This is a genomic window from Paraburkholderia sp. BL6669N2, from assembly GCF_003387275.1.
In the GTDB taxonomy this organism is placed as follows: Bacteria; Pseudomonadota; Gammaproteobacteria; order Burkholderiales; family Burkholderiaceae; genus Paraburkholderia.
The window spans coordinates 4,028,540-4,046,329 of the sequence record NZ_QUNA01000002.1 but is presented as its reverse complement, the minus strand read 5'-3'; the positions used below and the strand labels follow the sequence as shown (position 1 = coordinate 4,046,329).

Below are 17,790 nucleotides of genomic sequence, written 5' to 3'. Positions count from 1 at the left end.
GCATATCGGGTTCCTACGGGGCGTAGTCAGGGACATCATGATGACCGCGGCCGGAGAATATCGCGTTCGGTTGACCGGGTACTGGCAGTGCAATGCCGTCGGGAGGTGGAGATGAAAGCATTGGTGTTTCATGGTCCGGGCCAGAAGGCCCTCGAGGACAAGCCGGAACCGACAATCGCGAAGCCCACGGATGCGATTGTGCGTATCACGAAGACGACGATCTGCGGCACGGACCTGCACATTCTGAAAGGAGACGTCCCAAAGGTGCGGCCCGGCACGACGCTGGGTCATGAGGGTGTCGGTGTCGTCGAAGCGGTCGGCAACGCCGTGTCCAACTTCATGATCGGCGACCTTGTACTGATCTCATGTATCAGTTCTTGCGGAAAATGTGAATTCTGCCGACGGCAGATGTATTCCCATTGCACCACAGGTGGGTGGCTTCTTGGGCATCTCATTGACGGTACGCAGGCCGAGAAGGTCCTCATCCCGCATGCCGACTCAAGCCTTTATCACACGCCCGCCGGCGCCGATGAGGAGGCTCTCGTGATGCTCAGCGATATCCTGCCGACGGGCTTCGAATGCGGGATACTCAATGGCAAGCTCAAACCGGGTCAGAGCGTTGCCATCGTGGGCGCGGGGCCGGTCGGTCTCGCCTCACTGATGACGGCTCAGTTCTTCGCGCCGGCGCAGATTATCGTCGTCGATGTCGACGACAACCGGCTGGAGGTCGCGAAGCAGTTCGGTGCCACAGACCTCGTCAACAGCGGCGCAGGCAATGCCGTCGAACAGGTGATGGCGCTCACCGTCAACCGCGGTGTGGATGTGTCAATAGAGGCAGTCGGTATCCCGGCGACATTTGCCATTTGCGAGTCCATCATTGGCGCAGGCGGGACGATCGCGAACATAGGCGTTCATGGCACAAAGGTGGACCTGCATCTGGAGCGGCTCTGGTCACACAACATCACATTGACAACCGGCCTTGTGGATACGTACACCACCCCTATGCTGCTTTCAACTGTGGAGTCGAAACGTCTTGAACCGAAGAAGCTGGTCACGCACCGCTTCACGCTCGACCGGATCATGGATGCCTACGCCACGTTCTCCGATGCGAGGAATTCACGGGCCTTGAAAGTTGTCATCTCGAACGAGGCCCGGTAGATGAAGAAACTGCCCGGACCAAGCGCTCTGGCGACGCTGTCGGCGGAACTGGAGCCCCTTGACTCGTGCCATCAAATCAGACCGTATGACCGCTTCTGCTGGTTGAAGCGTGCGCGAATAGCGAGCTTGAAAAGCGGCGAACGGATTTCCGTCGCCGCAAACAGGAGCACATTTCGGCGATGAATCAGCCGGGAGGCACGCCTTCGAGGATCAGAAGCGGGTGCGCACGCCTGTCGTCAGTTCAAGCTGGTTGGTCGCGCCAAACGTGCTGCCGACCGTATAGCCGCCATGAAGCCTCATGTAGTCGCCGGCCAGATACAGTTCGGTACGCTTGGACAGGTGATAGAACACCGACCCGTACAGCGTTTCCTTGAAGCCGTTGTGAAGGCCCGATGCCGGATCGAAAGCGCCAATGTTCGCGTTCGGAATGTCGCCATCGCCGTTGTACGCTGCGTTCTTCACGCGCATTTGCTGATAGCCGAGCTGGTAGTCGAGCGGGCCCTTCGGCGACAGCTTGAGCGACACGGTCCACGCGTTATCCTGACGCTGACCGAGCGAGCCCTGATTGCCGAGGTAGCGGAAATAACCCGCATTGGCGCGCAGAATGCCGAAGTTATAGTTGCCGCCCACCGACCATGTCTGGTTGGTAAAGCCAACGCGATTCACGTGATTATAAAAACCCGACACGTCGAACACGCCGCCGTTATAACCGAGCGCCGCCTGGTAATTGGAGTTGGAGCTGAAACTCGTTGAGTTGCCGAATGCGTAACCGGCGCTCGCGAAGATCCCGTTGCTGAAGAGCTTCTTCCAGGCGACACCGTTGTTGTAACGCGTGCCCGTCGCGCTGGCCGCATAGAAAATCATCTGCTTGAAATTATTCGAGTTGGTCCAGCCGCCCTCTTCCGTGGTCAGCCGCGCGTTGCCATAGGGGTCACCATAGATCGCCGCCGAATCGCGCGCGATGGTGTTCTGGAAGCCCGCCGTGATCTTGCCGAACGTGTCGTTCTCGATACCGACCCATGCATCGCGGTCGAAGATCTGGCCCGGATCTTCCATCTGGCCGTTGGCGACGACGAATTCGCTCTCGAGCCGGAAAATGATTTTTGAACCGCCACCGATGTCCTCGGCGCCCTTCAGGCCCCAGCGACTCCCGCTGAACCACGGTTCGCCGTCGTTGCCCATGCCGATGGTGTGATCGCCGTTGGCGTCCGCGTGCGTTCTGTAGGTCGGAAAGCTCAGGTCCATCAGTCCATAAAGCTGGACACTCGACTGCGCGTGCGCGGCTGTCGCTCCAAGTGCGCTGGCCGCGATGGCCAGCGTAAGATACTTTTTCTTCAAGATCGTCTCCTCCGATTGCTGCATTGAAAATCTGATTGTTCTGCGTGCGACTGCTGCGCTCCGCCTGTCGGATGTCCGATCCGGCATGCGAATGAACGCAATCCTACTTACCTCAATCCTTCACGCTCCTTTCCCGTATTGCTCGAACAACTCAGTGCATTCACTGATATACGGGCAGCGCTCCGGTCCATTAATCGGAATACCGCCGACGGAGCGCGCCATCGGCATCTAGATGCCGATGGCGTCCGCATCCGGCTCGACATCCAGACTGAACACTCTTTCCATCACATCGTTTCCGGGATCGCCTTGCCCGTCGCAACATGACCTATTTCGCACTGACAAACTCGTTGGTGTAGGTTTTGTCCAGTTCAACATGCTTGCCTTTGACCGACGGATTGAACGCCGAGAGCACCTTGAGCACGGTCGCCGGGCCATCAGCCGGCATCTTGCCGTCGGCGGTATACATTGGCAGGGACGCCTTCAGGGCGCTCACGTACAGCGGCTTGTCTTTCTGATAGTCGCTGGGCATCTTCGCCGCGATTTCCTCGGCGCTATGCGTGTGAATGAACTGCATCGTGCGAACAAATGCATGAGCGAGCTTCGTGGCCTCCGTCTTGTGCGAAACAGCCCATGCTGCCTGCACGTAGAGACTCGACGCGGGATAGGTACCGCCCAGCGCCGCCTTCGTTCCCTCGACCGAGCGCATATCGACGAGCACCTTCGCCTCGCCCGATTTGAGCAATGCGGATATCGTGGGCTCCGTCGTCATGCCAGCGTCGATACGGTTCTGTTTGATTGCCGCGATGAAACTGGCGTCGGCGCCTACCGGCAGCATCGTGTATTCGGTCGACTGGATCCCGTGCTGTCCGGCGAGGTATTGCGTCAGGAAGCTGGTCGACGAACCGAGGCCCGTCACGCCCAGCGTCTTGCCCTTGACGTCGGCCATGGACTTGATCGTGTCGGCCGCCTTGGTCGATACCATTTCGACCTCGCCCGGCACCTGGCCGAACACGACGATCGCCTTGACGTCCTTGCCCTTGGTCTGCAGATCGATCGTGTGGTCGTAGAACCCTACGACAGCCTGGACGGCACCAGCCAGCAGTTCGTTCTCTGCGTCGACACCAGCAGGCTGCGACAGCAGTTCAACGTCGAGCCCCTCGTCCCTGAAGTAGCCGAGCTGCTCGGTCAGTCGCGCCGGCAGATAGATCAGCTTGGTAATGCCGCCGACCATGATTGTGATCTTCCCGCTATCGGCGGCCGTCGCTGGTTGTGAGGCAAGACCAAACAGCAGGCAGCAGGCGCCAGCAATGTGGCGAAACGCCGTAGTTTTCGGTTGCATCGATAGTCTCCGTTATTGTCGGCCGCGAAGTGCTGCCTGTCTGGATCGATGGCGCAAGTATGGAAGCACCAATCCTTCTCTCCGCTTTCACGGCACAGCCTGTCGACTCGGGGATTTCCATGAGATGGCCGTCGCCGGATGCGAAAGCCCGGCGCAGTTACGCTCTGCGTCGATTGCCTCTTACCTCATCCTGGAGTGCCTGCTGATCGTGAAAAAATCGGCCGAAAACGCACACTGGTGCGGCCCGGCGGTTACATAACAGGTGATTAAAAAGTGCTGGGAAACAGACAACGGGTCTCTGCTGCTCCGAGCGCCCGTGCGGCCCAACATGCGTGGCTCACTGAACTCCGGCGATGTCGCGCAGTACCGTCAAAATCTGCAGCGCAAAAGTTGCGGCCGGCATGTCACCATCACCGCTGTGGAAGCTTCAGTTTCATTACGGGTATAGCGTCCACGTAATGCAGACCATAAATAAGTTTTACTTTCCGATTCTTCGTCGCGCCGCCATTGTGTGAGCCAGACGCCGAGTCTATGGCCACAATCCTTGCGCTGCGAGGCGGCATCTGTGGGAGACGTGGCGGTCTCTTCAAACGATCATATTCTTAAGCTTTCCTTAAGAATTGTTCAATGATCGTACTTGTTCAGAAGTGGATATAAGTTCAATGCTCTAGCCGATCTCCGGACCGGCGCTCGAGCCAATAAACGGAAAGGAGACAAATCGATGGGAACGCGCATAACGACTTTGGTTTTGCTAGCTGCGGCCGCACTGGCCGGCTGCGGAGGTGGCGATAACGTCAGCGCCCCGACGCCGCCAAAGCTATTGACGAACATCGCCGTGCCCAACGCTTCGAGCCCACCATTCAGTTTCGATATTGGCTACGTGGAGGCCGGCAAGTACTTTCTTGCCGACCGCAATAACAAGGCGGTCGACGTCGTGGACACTAAATCGAACACGCTGATCGCACAGATTCCGGGGCCGTTCATCGGTGCCGGCGCCACAACAAATGAGTCCGGTCCAGACGGAATTGTAGGTATCACCGGCACGAACACGATCTACGTCGGCGACGTCGACTCGGTTAAGGTGATCGATACGGCGGCGCAAAAGACGGTCAACACGATCGCCATCAGTAATTCCGGATCGCGCGTCGATGAGGGCTGCTACGATCCTGACGATCATCTCGTGATGTATGCGAGCCCCGGAGACTCGCCCCCGTTCGTCACGTTCATTTCGACGCTGACACAAAAGGCGGTGGTAAAACTGCCTTTCAACGGTTCGTCGGGGCTCGAAGCGTGCACATACGACCCTGTCTCGAAGAGCTTTTTGATCAACAACGACGGGACCGCTGCCAATCCCGAAGGCCAACTCGATGTCATCACCGGCAGTTCCGCAGCGGCGGGCAGTCCTTCTGTCAGCAAATCGTTTCCACTAGGGAAATGCGGACCGGCGGGGATCGTGCTTGGCCCGAATACCGACGTGCTCGTTGGATGCGATCCGCCGGCCGGCGACCCGCTCATCACGCTGATCCTCGATCGTGCGAGTGGCGCAATCCAGGCCAGCCTGCCGTTTGGCGGGGTGGATCAGGTCAACTACGATCCGACTTCCAACCGCTATTTCCTGCCGGCCCGGCACTACGTCACGAGCGGTATCGCCGCGGCTTCAGGATTTAGCCCGCAGATGGGCGTAATCGATGGCGCTTCACGGCAATTGCTCTTTAAGGTACCGGTAGGCACCGGGGCGCATTCTGTCGCCATCGACAGCGCGCTTGGGCAAGTGTACGTGCCGTTCCAGCCTGGCGCGGCAGGATTTCCCAACGGGGGCATCTCAGTGTTCTCGACCCGCTAGACTTTCGGATGCGCTTCAAATCAGGCGACGCGTCATGTGGCATTCAGCCATTGCAGAACGCGTCGCCAGTCCTGCGGCGTCATGGCGCCGAACCAGCTATCGTGATCGGCGCTGGGCAACAGCATGAGCCGCGCGTGATCGTGTTCGCTCGCGAAACGCCGTGCATGTGCGACCGGAATCACGTCGTCCCGCTGCGCGCCGACAATGACAAGCGGACCGCCGTAGCGCGATACGGCGGCGACCGAATCAAAACCATCGTGCAGCAGCCACCGCACCGGGAAAATCGGATACTTCTCGGCGGCCACATCGGCCAGCGAATCCCACGGCGTAATGAGCAGGACGCCCGCAATCGCCGATTCGTTGCCCTTGACCACTTGCGATGCCATGCCCGCGCCCAGAGATTCGCCCACCAGATAGACCGGCCCGCGCCATTGTGAGAGTACGGCCGACAAGGCCTCGCGCGAAGCAACGGTCGCCGCTTTCATGGTGCGCTCACCTCCCCGCCTGCCGTGCCCCGGATACTCGACAATCACGACCCGATACCCGGCGCGCACGAATACTTCGGCGAGCGGCAGCTTGGTTTCCGCCGACTCTTCGTTGCCGTGAAAAAGGATGAACGTGCCGCGGGATTCGTGATCGGTCGGCGTGACGACATAACCCGCGAACGAGCCTTGCGCTTTCCACGCTTCAATATGGCTAACTTTGTTCACGACCGTGCGCAGATCGGCTGTGTCGGGCGTGGAGGGAAGCAGCAGGCGGTCCTGCATCAGATACAGCGCCAGTGCCGCCGCCAGATAGGCGACCATAACGAAGCATAAGGCATAGGTGAGCAGGCGCATGCTTTGGCTCGCACGGTAAGCTTATTAGTTTCGGCGCCAGTATAAAGACTATCAGCGCTTCGATGCGCCATTCGCCACGTTTGGTTTGCCGCCATTGCACTGACGGAAATACCGTCCAGTCAAAAAATTTTGACCGATATAGCGGCTGAGGCCACAAAAGTGTCTGGCACAATCACCGGTTTTTGCGTAAACGTCATCTCGCTGTACAAAACAAATGAAAGTAAAAAACTCCCGGCGATGGGCTTCGCGAGGCCGCAAACGGTGGATCATCGCAGCGGCGGCACTTTTTACCGCCGCTGCCATTCGCACGATACTTCACCCGCTGCTCGGCCCGATCATGCCGGGCACCGCCTTTCTTATCGCCGCCGTGCTCGTGGAATATTATTGCGGCCTCGCGCCCGCAGTGAGCGTGATGCTCGCGGGACTCTGCCTCGCGGATTATCTGTTCGTGCCGCCGTACGGACGCATCGACATCATTGATGAATCGGACATCCGTCTGCTTGTCTCGTATTCGCTCATCACGGTATTAGTCATCACGCTGGTCGAGCGACTGAAACGCGCGCAGTATCGCGCCGAACTGCTGGCGTCTGTCGCGCTCTCGCGCTATGAAATGCTGCTGCGCGGCGATAACGAACGCCTGATCGCGCGTCGTGCCACCGATGAAATGCATCGCATGCTGCATCACATCGCGCAGCACAACCGGTCGCTCATTCTCATCAAAGCGCTCGATCCGGCAACGAGCGCGCCGCCTGGCAGTTTCGTCGCGGCAGCGGCAACCTCCACGGCCACCGGCATCATTGACGACGAAACGCTTCTTACGGGCATCGCTTACGGCGCCAGGCATTCGCAAGTACATCAGGACGATCTCGCGCGCGTGAACGACCGGCTGGTGCCGGGTCATCACCGCATGCGTTTTCTATCAACTGGACACGGTTGGCGCGCAGTCGAATGTGTGTGCGAACGCTTTACTACGCCGTCAGGCGACTTTCTGATCCTCCGGGCGGAAGACTGACCATGAACACATCTCCATTTCACACTGCTCCGGGCAACGATCACGCTGTCCTGCTCTTGCACGGCCTGTCGAGTTCTCCGGCGGAATTGCGGTTCCTCTCTCGCGCGCTAGTCGAAGAAGGGTTTGTGACTCACACGCCAGAAATTCGTGGCTATAGCGCCGGTGCGGGGCACGTCCCAATGGAAGAGTGGATCAGCGCAGCCGTCGCCGAATTTGACGCGCTTGCATCGCGGCACCGACATGTTTCGGTATGCGGCCTCTCCATGGGCGCGACGCTGGCCGCCGCCGTCGCTCAGCAGCGCCCGGCCGCGCGCGCGTTGCTGTTGTTGTCGATCACACTTAGTTACGACGGCTGGGCGATTCCCTGGTATCGATTTTTGCTCGATTACGTCTATTACACGCCACTGCGCTCGCGCTACCGTTATCGCGAGCACGAACCCTATGGGCTGCGCAACGAAGCGCTGCGCTCGAAAATTGCACGCGTGATGCAGAGAGGCGAAATCAGCGAAGTGGGACCCGCATCCATTGGGGTGCCCGCGCTTCATGAAGCGGGCCGGCTAACGAGTTCAGTGCGCAAAAAGCTAAAGAGCATCAGCACCGACTGCCTCATCATTCATGCGATCGACGACGAGACGTCTAGCCCGCACAACGCGCGCTACGTCATGGCGAACGTGGGGGCGTCGTTTCTTCGCACCATCTGGCTCGACGACTCGTACCACATGATCACATCGGACAACGAGCGTGAGGTCGTCGCGCGAGAATGCGCGCTCTTCATGCGCGAAAGCGCTGCGGCGTCGGCGAGTTGCGACAATCCGACGCCTGTCGTATCACGGGCGCTCGCGCGGCGCCTGAGACAGTTGGCCGCCGTGGCGAGGAAAGCATGAGACAGGACATTACAACTTTTGCACGCCGTTATCTGGCGCTCGCAGCGGTCACAGCATGCTGCACGATGGGCGTCGCGCACGCCGATGAACCGCAGGCGGACAGCGATTGGAAAATTTCGGTCGGGCCCGGCATGTACGTGTTCCCGAAGTTCCCTGGCTCCTCAAAGCTTCAAAAGCTTCCCTTCCCCGTGCAGGACATTTCATGGAAGGAGCGATTTTTCTCGCAGGGTCCCGATGTGCTCGGCGTCAACGTACTGCATGGAGAGAACTATCACTTCGGTATGTCGGTGAGTTTCGACTTCCAGTCGAGATCGTCGTCCGACGATGCGCGGCTCAGAGGCCTGCCCGATGTGCACCATGGACCGAAGCTGCGGCTCTTCGGCGATTACACGTGGTGGGCGTTCACCGGCGCGCTGGCGGCCTATCAGGACATCGCCGGAACCGGACAGGGTCTCACGGCGATGGCCGATCTGTTCGTATCGGCGCCGGTCGGCAACTGGCTCATTTCGATGGGTCCGGGCCTTACCTGGGCCAACGCGACCTATACGCAGACCTTGTTCGGCATCACGCCGCAGGAAAGTGCGGCATCGGGATTGCCACACTACGATACCGGTTCCGGCTTGCGTGATATTCACTTCAACGTGAATGCGACTTACAAAATCAATCCGCACTGGTCGGCGAACGTTGCCGTAGTCGCGGGACGCCTCGAGCGTTACGCCGCAGGCAGTCCGATCACCGAGCGTCGGCTCGACCTCAACGGGATGGCGTCGGTCCTTTACCGCTTCTAGCTGTGAAAGTCTTTCGCGCGCGGGAATGGACCGGCGGCGTCGGAGACGGCATCGGCGGTCGATTATTGTGTCGCGCGCACGAATTGACAACGCGCGGCGGTGCATCGACACTGAGCGACTCTCTTCATCGTTGCGACCTCTGGAATGAACTTCGAGATATCCGACTTGCGCGCCTTCGTCGCCACAGCCGATCTCGGCAGTTTTCGCGCTGCTGCCGACTCGTTGCACCTTTCAGCGTCGGCGCTCTCGCGTCGCATCGAGAAACTGGAGGACGCACTCGGCGTCAGGCTTTTCGAGCGAACCACGCGCAAGATGGATCTGACGATCGTGGGTCGCGGGTTTCTGGATCGGGCATATCGAATCCTCAACGAGATCGACAACTCGATGCTCGAGTTCGACGATTTCGCGCGCAAGATGACCGGCGAGCTCACCATTGCGTGCGTGCCCTCGGCCGTGCGCTATTTCCTTCCTGAAGCCATTGCTCTCTATCACGAGCGTTATCCCGGCATCCGCCTGCGCTTGATCGACGAGCCGTCGTCGATGGTTTTTCTGGCTGTGGCGCGCGGCGAAGCCGATTTCGGTCTTACTTACGTCGGCACACAGGAGCCGGACATCGAGTTCACGCCGCTCCTGGACGACCCTTTCGTCCTCGCCTGTCCGCGCGCCCATCCGCTCGCCAGGCGCAAATCGGTCGCCTGGGCGGAACTCGCCAACCTCGACTATCTGGCGGTGGCACAGGGCAGCGGCAATCGCGCGGTCATTGACGAAGCGCTGGCCGGCGTCGTTGACAGGCCCAAATGGTTCTGTGAAGTGCGCCATGTGCCGGCTCTCGTGAGCCTGGTGGAAGCCGGACTCGGCGTGGGCGTCGTGCCTCGCCTCGCCATGCCTCGTGGCCCTCACAAAGCACTCACGAGCGTCGCGCTCGTCGATCCGCCTATCCGGCGCACGCTGGGCGTACTCCAGCGTCGCGGGCGCGGCTTGTCTTCTGCCGGACGCTTCTTCCTTCAGCTGTTGACGGAGCTTCGCGCATCCGACGCGCTGCCCGTAGACGCCGGCGCTTAAGCAATGCTATGCGCTGAAGCGCTGTAATCGCTTCAGGCGACCACGTTGCCGTTGCGCCAGTTGCAGCCCGATTCGTGCATTCGACGCACCAATCGAACGAAAATATGCGTTTGTCACGCGGGTGACGCCTGACCGATCATGTGTGAAACGCAAGCGCTGTGCTGTCGCAGTCGCTTGACCCGCACAGTTTTTAGATCGAAGGAGACGACCCGTTCCATGACTCAATCCACCACCACTCAGGGTATGGTCAGCAAGGCGCAATTGACCGAACTGACAATCGAAGCACTCTGCGCGCTCGGCCTCGATCGCGCCGACGCCACCGACACCGCCACCATCCTCGTACTCGCCGACCTGTTCGGTTTGCGCACGCACGGCACCAGCCGAATCGAATCGTACGGCTCTCGCCTGCGCATCGGCGGAATCAATCCCAAGCCGTCGATCAGCTCCGAACAAGTGGGCCCGGCGCTTCATCGTCTCGACGGCGACAACGGTATCGGTCCGCTCGTCGGCTTTCGCGCACTCGATCTGGCGATGACGGCCGCGCGCGAGCACGGCATCGCGTGCGTGTTCGTGCGAGGCAGCAATCACTTCGGCCCGGTGTCGCCGTATTCGTACCTCGCCGCCATGAACGGGTTCGCGAGCATCATCGGCAGCAACGCAACGACGACGATCGCGCCGTGGGGCGGCACCGACGCGCGCCTGGGCAACAGTCCTGTCGGCTTCGGCGTCCCGAACCCGGAAGGCCATCCGTTTATTCTGGACATGGCGATCAGCGTCGCAGCGCGCGCAAAGATTCGCAACGCGCTCAAGCGCGGCGAACCGATTCCCGGCGACTGGGCAACCGACGCCCAAGGCAAGCCGACCACCGACCCGAAAGCCGCGCTCGATGGCTTCCTGCTCCCGATCGGCGGCCACAAGGGTTATGGCCTCGCACTGGTCGTCGATCTGTTCGCAGGAATGCTTTCCGGAGCGGCCTATCTGACGCACGTGAAGTCGTGGGAGGACGACCCCGAACAGCCGCAGAATCTCGGCCACTTCTTTATCCTGATCGATACGACCAGGCTTGGCAGCGGCGCGTGGCTCGCCGCGCGTATGGCCGACTACGCGGCAATTCTGCACGGCTCCCGGCCTGCCGATCCGAATGCGCCTGTGATCGTGCCCGGCCAGATCGAACTCGGTCTTCTGGAACGTCAGATGGCGGCAGGCATCGACATCGGCGCGGCGCAACTCGCCATGCTGCGAGCCGCCGCGCGGCCACACAACTGAAGCGGCGATTCGTCAGCTACGCCGCGCCCTGCGAGCTTCCAAGGCGGGTTGCGGCGAGCAAGGAGACTCAACGGACCGGGCAGCGCTATCGAGCGCGCGGGCCGTCTAAAACATAAAAGACTCAAGGAGGGACAGGTGACAAACATTCGTTGGCGTATCGTCTTGCTGCTGTTCATCGCAGGCTTCATCAACTATCTCGACCGGTCGGCTTTATCCGTCGCGGCGCCCGCCGTGATGCAGGAATTGCACATGTCGCCGGGCAGCCTTGGACTATTGTTCTCGACGTTTTTCATCGGCTACGCGGCCTTCAATTTCATCGGCGGCTGGGCGGCGGACCGCTGGGGCGGCAAGCGCGTGTTTTCAGGGGCAATTTTGACGTGGTCGCTGTTTTGCGGCGCGACCGGCCTCGCGACCGGCTTCGGGTCGCTGCTCGCGATCCGCACTCTTTTCGGCATGGCCGAAGGCCCGCTTGCGACGACGATCAACAAGATCGTGAACAACTGGTTCCCGCATAAAGAATCGGCGACGGCATTCGGCTTCGCAAATTGTGGTCTACCGCTGGGTGGCGCGGTTGCAGGGCCGGTGGTCGGGTTGCTGACAGCGGCCTATGGCTGGCGCGTCGCGTTCGCGGGAATCGCCTGTTTCGGATTGCTTTGGCTGGTTTTCTGGCAGTTCATGGCGACCGACAAGCCGCACCAGCATCCCCGCATATCCGATGAAGAACGACAACTGATCGAATCAGATCGCAGCGTCCCGGAAGATCCTTCGGAAGTCCGGAGCCTTGGCTTCTACCTCAAGCAACCCGCCATTCTCGCGGCGATGATTTCGTACTTCGGTTACAGCTACATTCTGTTTTTCTTCCTGACCTGGTTCCCGAGCTTTCTAACTATGGATCGTCATTTGAGCCTGAAAAGCATGAGTCTGGCGACGGTGTTGCCGTGGGTATTGGGATTCGTCGGGTACGGATTGAGCGGTGTGCTGTCCGATCTGATCTTTCGCCGCACAGGCAATGCGCTGCGTGCCCGCAAGTGGGTGCTGATCGTATGCCTCGGCACCGCGGGTGTCTGCGTCGCGCTTGCCGGCGCCGTGACCACAACGGTCAGCGCGCTGGTGCTAATGGCCATTGCCGTGTTTGCTTTATATTTGAGCGGCAGTACCTACTGGGCGCTGATTCAGGACACGATTCCCGGTCCGAAACTCGGCAGAGTGGGCGGGTGCGTGCACGCTATCGCGAACTGTGCCGGCATCGTCGGTCCGACTGCAACCGGATTTCTGGTCCAGCAGAGTCATACGTTCTTCAGCGCTTTCGTCCTGGCTGGCGGCATAGCGCTCGCCAGCGTGCTCGCCGTGACGATACTGCTGCGGCCGCGATCATCGACTCGCGTCGAGTCGAGCAGTGCGCGTGTCTGCGGCTGAACGTCCGTGTCGATATGCAAAACCCGATTCCTGACTCCACTCGTCCATGAAAACCGACCCGTCCATCATTCGTGCATTCACACCCACCGGCAAGCTGCGCGCCTCGATCAATCTCGGCAATCCGATTCTCGCGGGCAAGGACGCATCAGGTGAGCCGACCGGCGTTTCCGTCGATCTGGCGCGCGCGTTCGCGGCCTCGCTCGGTGTGGAACTGGAACTCGTGGTATTCGATGCAGCGGGCAAGTCCGTGCAGGCGGTCAGCGAGGAACGAGCGGATTTCGGCTTCTTCGCCGTAGATCCGCGACGAGGAGAAACCATCGCGTTCACCGAGCCCTACGTGTTGATCGAAGGCTGTTATCTCGTGCGCGATGAATCGCCGATTCGCCGTAACGAGGATGTCGATCAGCAGTCAGTGCGTGTGGCCGTTGGCGAGGGCAGCGCTTATGACCTGTTCCTGACTCGCGAGCTGAAACACGCGCAGATCGTGCGCGCGCCGACGTCGCCGACGGTGGTCCGAATATTCCTCGAACAGAACCTCGAAGTCGCGGCAGGCGTGAGGCAGCAGCTCGAAGCCGACGCACGTCAAGCGCCCGGCCTGCGTCTGCTCGACGGGCGCTTCATGGTGATCCGCCAGGCGATGGGCGTGCCGAAAAGCCGTGGCGCAGCGGCAGCGCACGCATTGCATGCGTTTGTCGAGGAAGCGAAAGCATCCGGGCTCGTCGCCCAATCTCTCGCGCGGCACAAGATTGCCGGCGCGTCGGTTGCGCCCGCCGCGTAAGCGGGATCAGGCGCGCGGCGCATGCGGGAAGGCGGTTGTCGTGATATGGGAAATGACACCGAGTCCCCAGCTTTTCACGCGCCCGCCCGTACCGGACACCATCTCACAAAGCGTACCGGTACTGTACCGGCGACTCTCGCTAGAATGCTCCAACGTCCTTTCGACCGACACCGGAGCTTGCCATGTCTTATCTCAGTCTCAGCGCGCTGCCTGCCGGCATCCTGTTCGCGCTCGTCACCACCATCACACCCGGTCCGAACAACACGATGCTGCTGGCCTCCGGGGTCAATTTCGGGTTCCGTCGCACGTTGCCGCATCTGTCCGGTATCAGCGCCGGCGTCGTGCTGTTGATGCTGTCGGTCGGGATCGGTCTGGGCGAAGCCTTCGTGCATTTCCCGGTGCTGTACACGGTGCTCGAGGTCGCGAGCGTTGCTTATCTGCTGTACCTTGCGTGGAAAATCGGCACCTCGGGCGAGTTGAAGGTGAAGAAGGGCGAGCGCCGGCCCATGAAGTTCTACGAAGCGATTGCCTTCCAATGGGTGAATCCGAAGGCATGGATGATGGTGCTGACCGCCGCCACGACGATCCACCTCAGCGAGAGCTACAGCATGAACGCCATCGCGATGGCGGTGATCTTCTACGTGATCGGCTTTCCGTGTATCTGCTTATGGGCGGGTTTCGGCACCGCCATGCGGCAGGTGCTGTCGGACCCGAAGCGGCTGCGCATCTTCAATGTGGCGATGGCGCTGTTGCTGGTGCTGTCGTTGTACCCGATCGCGCTGAAGCTGATCGGCCAGGCGGCCTGAACGCGGTCGCTATAACGTTCCCTGTCCCACCCGCTCGATGAACCGCCACAACGCATCATCGGTCGAGTACGGTGCATTGAAGCGGAACCAGGCGCTCGGGGCATCGTCCGGACGAAAGTAGGAGCCCGGCGCGAGCCAGATACCGTGGGTGAGCGCGGCCGTCGCGACTTCGCCGGCCCGCTCCGCTTCGATCGGCAAGCGCGCCCACAAAAACAGCCCGGCGCGCGGCCGGTGAAACAGTTCCAGACCCAGCGAATCGAGCCGATCTTCAACGGTCGCGTGCGCGAGCTTGAGGCGCTCGTTGACGGCTTCCACGTGACGCGCGTAGCGCCCTTCCAGCAGCACCTTGTCGACGATCCGCTCGATCGCCTCCGACGACGTCAATCCCACCGCCATCTTCGTGCGCGCCAGTTCGCGCAGCACCGCGCGCTCGGCAACCACGTAGCCGCAGCGCAGCCCCGGCGTCACCGTCTTCGAAAAACCGCCGACGTACAGCACGCGCTGCAAGCCTTCCATCGCCGCGAACAAGGGTGCGCCGGACGGCGCGAGTTCGCGGCTCACGTCGTCCTCGATCACCCACATGCGCTGACGCTCGGCGATCTGCAGCAGGCGGAACGCCGCCGACATGCCGAAGGTCGCGCCGGTCGGATTCTGCAGCGTCGTGTTGACGAAGATCGCCTTCGGCTTGTGCTCGGCAACCAGCGCTTCGAGCACGTCCGTATCGACGCCCGCCGGCGTGCGCGGCACGCCGTGCACCACGAGGCCGGCCAACTTGAGAATCTGCAGCAGATTGCAATAACCGGGATCTTCGACGATCACGGCGTCGCCCGTTCGCAGCAGCGTGCGCACGATCAGATCCAGCCCTTGCGTCGCGCCTTGCGTGAGCAGGATGTTGGACACTTCCACCGGCAGGCCGCGCCGGTCGAGCTGCTCGGCGATCCGCTCGCGCAACGGCGCGAATCCGTATGGATGCCCGTAATCGCCCAGGCGCGCCGCCGGGACCCGGCTCATGGCACGCAGCGCGTGCTGCAAACCGGTTTCGTTGATCCACTCGTTCGGCAGCCAGCCGCCGCCCGCCTTGATCGGCACCGAATGGTCGGCGAACACGTCGGACAGGAGCCAGGTCGCGGTGAGGCTCGGCGGCTGCCAGTCGGTGGCGGCGACTCGCGCGGACTGCGAGCGCGGCGCCACGCGATAGCCAGAGCCGCGCCGCGCGACCACGAGGCCCATCGACACCAGCCGGTTGTACGCCTCGGTGACGGTGAAGGTGCTCAGGTCGTGGCTCTGCGCCAGTTGCCGCACCGACGGCAGGAGCGCGCCCGCGCGCAGCGATTGCCCCTCGATGGCACGCGCGAAGCCTTGCACCACCTGCTCGACGAGCGTGGGAGCGGCGCGCCGGTCGCGCTCGAGTTGTAGTTCGATCATGGTCTGGACGAAAAAAGCGGGCCGCGCGGGGCGGCTGAACATGTGAATATGTGCGAAACGCGGCGCCGGCGAGCGTGCCGACCCGCCATGGCACGCATCGACACAGTTGACGCAGATCCACCAACACAGTTAGCGCCACACCGCGTCAACTGTTTATGCCGCCATTAAACCGCGAACGCTACAGTTTCGCCATGCCCCGAAGGAAGTCCTTTTGGGGGACTACTTCGATTCGAGGAGATACCATGACTTCGCGCCCTGTCATCGACGATCTGTCGTCTTTCTGGATGCCCTTCACCGCCAACCGCCAGTTCAAGGCCGCGCCGCGCCTGCTGGAATCGGCCAAGGGCATGTACTACCGCAGCACGGACGGGCGCGAAGTGCTCGATGGTTGCGCGGGTCTGTGGTGCGTGAACGCCGGCCACGGCCGCGAGGAAATTGTCGCGGCGATCACTCAGCAACTCTCCACGCTCGACTTCGCGCCGACTTTCCAGATGGGCCACCCGCTCGCCTTCGAAGCGGCCACGAAAGTCGCGGAACTGATGCCGGAAGGCCTCGACCGCATCTTCTTCACGAACTCGGGTTCGGAATCGGTCGACACCGCGTTGAAAATCGCGCTCGCGTATCACCGTTCGCGCGGCGAAGGGCAGCGTACGCGTCTGATCGGCCGGGAGCGCGGTTATCACGGCGTGGGCTTCGGCGGCATTTCGGTCGGCGGCATCGCACCGAACCGCAAGACCTTCTCGGGCGCGCTGCTTCCGGCGGTCGATCATCTGCCGCACACCCATAACCTCGAACACAACGCGTTCACGAAGGGTCAGCCGGCTTGGGGCGCGCATCTCGCCGAAGAACTCGAGCGCATCGTCACGCTGCACGACGCATCGACCATTGCCGCCGTGATCGTCGAACCGGTGGCCGGCTCGACGGGCGTGCTGATTCCGCCACAGGGTTATCTGCAAAAGCTGCGCGAGATTTGCACGAAGCACGGCATCCTGCTGATTTTCGACGAAGTGATCACCGCGTTCGGCCGCGTCGGCAAGGCCACGGCGAGCGAATATTTCGGCGTGACGCCTGACCTGATCACGATGGCGAAGGCCATCAACAATGCCGCAATCCCGATGGGCGCGGTGGCCGCGAGCCGCACGGTGCACGACAGCATCGTGAACAGCGGCGCGCAAGGCGCGATCGAGCTGTTCCACGGCTACACGTATTCGGCCCACCCGGCCGCGACGGCTGCCGCGGTCGCGACGCTGGACCTGTATAAGCGCGAAGGTCTGTTCGAACGCGCCGCGACGCTCGCGCCGACGTTCGAAGCCGCCGCCCATTCGCTGCGCGGCGCAAAACACGTGAAGGACGTGCGCAACCTCGGCATGATCGCCGGCGTGGAACTCGAATCGCGCGACGGCGCACCGGGCGCGCGCGCTTACGAGGCGTTCGTCAAGTGCTTCGAAGCGGGCGTGCTGGTGCGCTTTACGGGCGATATTCTTGCGTTCTCGCCGCCGCTTATCATCAACGAAGAGCAGATCGCGCACATCTTCAAGACTGTGGGCGACGTGCTGGCCACGGTGCAGTAACCGGTTCGCGATAAGTAACAGGAAGAAGGCGGCGCGTTAATGCGCCGCTTTTTTTTAGCGCGGCATATGTCTTACGACGCGCTCGAACAAAGCATGCCGACGGTGGCAACATCGTGCAACGTAGCGCAGTAGCGCGGTCACCACCGGACGCGGCGCGCGAACGACGACCCGCCGGCTTAGCTCAGCGAGGCTGGCCGCCGTCGCGCGCCATTGCAGCGCGAACGCAGCGCTGCAGCCGCCGGGCGCGGCGAGAAACGGCTGGCGA

At 61.4% G+C, this 17,790-nt stretch carries 15 protein-coding genes; 11 read left to right on the top strand and 4 right to left on the bottom strand.

Annotated elements, in window-relative coordinates; genetic code table 11:
• Positions 1 to 111 precede the first annotated feature (111 nt).
• Positions 112 to 1,158, top strand: coding sequence for a zinc-dependent alcohol dehydrogenase family protein (locus tag B0G80_RS40790; RefSeq protein ID WP_116123205.1), 1,047 nt, complete (start codon positions 112 to 114; stop codon positions 1,156 to 1,158).
• A gap of 210 nt (positions 1,159 to 1,368) precedes the next feature.
• Here the strand turns inward: B0G80_RS40790 and B0G80_RS40785 are convergent, their stop codons facing one another.
• Complete coding sequence (locus B0G80_RS40785; protein WP_181920170.1) at positions 1,369 to 2,520, bottom strand: porin; 1,152 nt, start codon at positions 2,518 to 2,520, stop codon at positions 1,369 to 1,371.
• A 301-nt stretch (positions 2,521 to 2,821) separates the two neighbouring features.
• Positions 2,822 to 3,835 (bottom strand): ABC transporter substrate-binding protein, encoded by a 1,014-nt coding sequence (locus B0G80_RS40780; protein ID WP_116123204.1) that lies wholly within the window; start codon positions 3,833 to 3,835, stop codon positions 2,822 to 2,824.
• Positions 3,836 to 4,472: 637 nt separating this feature from the next.
• Here B0G80_RS40780 and B0G80_RS40775 point away from each other — a divergent pair.
• Positions 4,473 to 5,678 (top strand): hypothetical protein, encoded by a 1,206-nt coding sequence (locus B0G80_RS40775; RefSeq protein ID WP_258879182.1) that lies wholly within the window; start codon positions 4,473 to 4,475, stop codon positions 5,676 to 5,678.
• 32 nt (positions 5,679 to 5,710) lie between these two features.
• Here the strand turns inward: B0G80_RS40775 and B0G80_RS40770 are convergent, their stop codons facing one another.
• On the bottom strand, positions 5,711 to 6,517 hold the full coding sequence (locus B0G80_RS40770; protein ID WP_116123202.1) for an alpha/beta hydrolase: 807 nt from the start codon (positions 6,515 to 6,517) through the stop codon (positions 5,711 to 5,713).
• Positions 6,518 to 6,731: 214 nt separating this feature from the next.
• Between B0G80_RS40770 and B0G80_RS40765 the strand changes: the two genes are divergently transcribed.
• The 8 genes from B0G80_RS40765 (at position 6,732) to B0G80_RS40730 (ending at position 14,529) form a co-directional block, all read left to right on the top strand.
• Complete coding sequence (locus tag B0G80_RS40765) at positions 6,732 to 7,529, top strand: DUF4118 domain-containing protein (RefSeq protein WP_116123201.1); 798 nt, start codon at positions 6,732 to 6,734, stop codon at positions 7,527 to 7,529.
• A 2-nt stretch (positions 7,530 to 7,531) separates the two neighbouring features.
• A complete protein-coding gene (locus B0G80_RS40760; RefSeq protein WP_116123200.1) occupies positions 7,532 to 8,413 on the top strand; it encodes a carboxylesterase in 882 nt (293 codons plus the stop codon).
• Positions 8,410 to 9,201 (top strand): MipA/OmpV family protein, encoded by a 792-nt coding sequence (locus tag B0G80_RS40755; protein ID WP_116123199.1) that lies wholly within the window; start codon positions 8,410 to 8,412, stop codon positions 9,199 to 9,201. The genes B0G80_RS40760 and B0G80_RS40755 overlap by 4 nt, the downstream gene beginning before the upstream one ends.
• 144 nt (positions 9,202 to 9,345) lie before the next feature.
• The gene (locus B0G80_RS40750; RefSeq protein WP_116123198.1) at positions 9,346 to 10,263 is read left to right on the top strand and encodes a LysR family transcriptional regulator; all 918 of its coding nucleotides are present in this window, start codon (positions 9,346 to 9,348) and stop codon (positions 10,261 to 10,263) included.
• Between the two features lie 216 nt (positions 10,264 to 10,479).
• Positions 10,480 to 11,529 carry an Ldh family oxidoreductase gene (locus B0G80_RS40745; protein WP_116123197.1) on the top strand — a complete coding sequence of 350 codons (1,050 nt, stop codon included), beginning with the start codon at positions 10,480 to 10,482 and terminating at the stop codon, positions 11,527 to 11,529.
• Positions 11,530 to 11,664: 135 nt separating this feature from the next.
• Complete coding sequence (locus B0G80_RS40740; RefSeq protein ID WP_116123196.1) at positions 11,665 to 12,945, top strand: MFS transporter; 1,281 nt, start codon at positions 11,665 to 11,667, stop codon at positions 12,943 to 12,945.
• Positions 12,946 to 12,991: 46 nt separating this feature from the next.
• Entirely contained in the window at positions 12,992 to 13,723 is a 732-nt protein-coding gene (locus B0G80_RS40735; RefSeq protein WP_116123195.1) for an ABC transporter substrate-binding protein, read from the top strand.
• 182 nt (positions 13,724 to 13,905) lie between these two features.
• Positions 13,906 to 14,529: a LysE family translocator gene (locus tag B0G80_RS40730; RefSeq protein ID WP_116123194.1), complete on the top strand. Its 624-nt coding sequence runs from the start codon at positions 13,906 to 13,908 to the stop codon at positions 14,527 to 14,529.
• A 9-nt stretch (positions 14,530 to 14,538) separates the two neighbouring features.
• Here the strand turns inward: B0G80_RS40730 and B0G80_RS40725 are convergent, their stop codons facing one another.
• On the bottom strand, positions 14,539 to 15,954 hold the full coding sequence (locus tag B0G80_RS40725) for a PLP-dependent aminotransferase family protein (RefSeq protein WP_116123932.1): 1,416 nt from the start codon (positions 15,952 to 15,954) through the stop codon (positions 14,539 to 14,541).
• A gap of 242 nt (positions 15,955 to 16,196) precedes the next feature.
• Here B0G80_RS40725 and B0G80_RS40720 point away from each other — a divergent pair, with 242 nt between their 5' ends.
• Positions 16,197 to 17,525 carry an aspartate aminotransferase family protein gene (locus B0G80_RS40720; RefSeq protein WP_116123193.1) on the top strand — a complete coding sequence of 443 codons (1,329 nt, stop codon included), beginning with the start codon at positions 16,197 to 16,199 and terminating at the stop codon, positions 17,523 to 17,525.
• The last annotated feature ends 265 nt before the right edge of the window (positions 17,526 to 17,790 follow it).

Excerpts from the sequence above, each read along its gene's own strand:
- B0G80_RS40785 (WP_181920170.1), bottom strand. The coding sequence starts at position 2,520 with ATGCAGCAATCGGAGGAGACGATCTTGAAGAAAAAGTATCTTACGCTG.
- B0G80_RS40745 (WP_116123197.1), top strand. The coding sequence starts at position 10,480 with ATGACTCAATCCACCACCACTCAGGGTATGGTCAGCAAGGCGCAATTG.
- B0G80_RS40750 (WP_116123198.1), top strand. The coding sequence starts at position 9,346 with ATGAACTTCGAGATATCCGACTTGCGCGCCTTCGTCGCCACAGCCGAT.
- B0G80_RS40725 (WP_116123932.1), bottom strand. The coding sequence starts at position 15,954 with ATGATCGAACTACAACTCGAGCGCGACCGGCGCGCCGCTCCCACGCTC.
- B0G80_RS40790 (WP_116123205.1), top strand. The coding sequence starts at position 112 with ATGAAAGCATTGGTGTTTCATGGTCCGGGCCAGAAGGCCCTCGAGGAC.
- B0G80_RS40760 (WP_116123200.1), top strand. The coding sequence starts at position 7,532 with ATGAACACATCTCCATTTCACACTGCTCCGGGCAACGATCACGCTGTC.
- B0G80_RS40765 (WP_116123201.1), top strand. The coding sequence starts at position 6,732 with ATGAAAGTAAAAAACTCCCGGCGATGGGCTTCGCGAGGCCGCAAACGG.
- B0G80_RS40735 (WP_116123195.1), top strand. The coding sequence starts at position 12,992 with ATGAAAACCGACCCGTCCATCATTCGTGCATTCACACCCACCGGCAAG.
- B0G80_RS40755 (WP_116123199.1), top strand. The coding sequence starts at position 8,410 with ATGAGACAGGACATTACAACTTTTGCACGCCGTTATCTGGCGCTCGCA.
- B0G80_RS40720 (WP_116123193.1), top strand. The coding sequence starts at position 16,197 with ATGACTTCGCGCCCTGTCATCGACGATCTGTCGTCTTTCTGGATGCCC.
- B0G80_RS40770 (WP_116123202.1), bottom strand. The coding sequence starts at position 6,517 with ATGCGCCTGCTCACCTATGCCTTATGCTTCGTTATGGTCGCCTATCTG.
- B0G80_RS40730 (WP_116123194.1), top strand. The coding sequence starts at position 13,906 with ATGTCTTATCTCAGTCTCAGCGCGCTGCCTGCCGGCATCCTGTTCGCG.
- B0G80_RS40780 (WP_116123204.1), bottom strand. The coding sequence starts at position 3,835 with ATGCAACCGAAAACTACGGCGTTTCGCCACATTGCTGGCGCCTGCTGC.